We start from the raw sequence: 549 nt of genomic DNA, 5'->3' as shown, positions 1-549 counted from the left end.
CTGCGCCGAAGGCAGTCAGTTGATCGTGACAACCGACGTTGTCGCCACGTCAGCGGACGCGCCATCCTTTGCCAGCACCGTGCTGTCGATGGAAAACACGATCGGTCTCCCAAAGACAGTGCTTGCCGACACCGGTTACGCCAGCGGGCAGGCGGTCCGGGACCTGCGGAAAAAAGGCATTGATCCGCTGGTCGCCATCGGACGGCCCTGTGCCCGCAGGCCTTATGACTTCCGACCACCTCCTGAAAACAGGGAACCACGCCGGATCACCGAACCCTGGCGGCTTGCCATGAAGAAAAAACTGGAAACCACAAAAGCCGGAAATATTTACAGACTACGAAAACAGACCGTTGAACCGGTCTTTGGAATTATCAAAAGCATCATGGGCTTCAGAAGATTCAGTCTGCGTGGCCTTGCAAAAGTCACGACTGAATGGACCCTCGTCGCTCTCGCATACAACTGCAAAAGAATGGCACGGCTTCAGGCAGCATAAGCCGGGTCAGCCTCGGCGTTATCAGCCGCAAAATGCCCAACCCGACAGGCTGCTAG

The 549-nt window shown here is 56.5% G+C and carries 1 protein-coding gene; it reads left to right on the top strand.

Features of this window, described 5'->3' with window-relative positions:
• The coding region (locus CFR71_RS16015) for a transposase (protein ID WP_133251195.1) at window positions 1–493 on the top strand (493 nt) is incomplete at its 5' end.
• Window positions 494–549: the final 56 nt, after the last annotated feature.

Source organism: Novacetimonas pomaceti (genome assembly GCF_003207955.1).
Classification (GTDB): domain Bacteria; phylum Pseudomonadota; class Alphaproteobacteria; order Acetobacterales; family Acetobacteraceae; genus Novacetimonas; species Novacetimonas pomaceti.
This window is presented reverse-complemented; position numbering and strand designations above follow the sequence as displayed.